The organism is Neobacillus niacini (assembly GCF_023715415.1).
Lineage (GTDB): Bacteria > Bacillota > Bacilli > Bacillales > Cytobacillaceae > Neobacillus > Neobacillus niacini_C.
Map to the genome: position 1 here is coordinate 1 of NZ_JAMBOB010000078.1, position 370 is coordinate 370.

Annotated in this window: 1 rRNA gene; it reads left to right on the forward strand. The window is 41.4% G+C overall.

Features of this window, described 5'->3' with window-relative positions:
- Positions 1-99: ribosomal RNA gene (locus M3189_RS26640) — 16S ribosomal RNA — on the forward strand; the annotation flags it as partial.
- Positions 100-370: the final 271 nt, after the last annotated feature.

Genomic DNA, 370 nt, shown 5'->3' on the forward strand with positions numbered 1-370 from the left:
GTAACCGTAAGGAGCCAGCCGCCTAAGGTGGGACAGATGATTGGGGTGAAGTCGTAACAAGGTAGCCGTATCGGAAGGTGCGGCTGGATCACCTCCTTTCTAAGGATAATGCAGTCCGTGACGGACTAATAAAAAGTTGACTGTTACTTGTTTGTTTAGTTTTGAGAGTGCAATCTCTCTCGAAACACTTGTTCTTTGAAAACTAGATAATCGTAAGAAGAAGTCAAAGTAAAACCGAGAAAAGGGAAAAATGAAGTTCAATTTTTCCTAGCCATTTTAGTTTTTCTCTCTTATTTAATAAGAAGAAAATAACCTTTTAGGTTAAGTTAGAAAGGGCGCACGGTGGATGCCTTGGCACTAGGAGCCGATG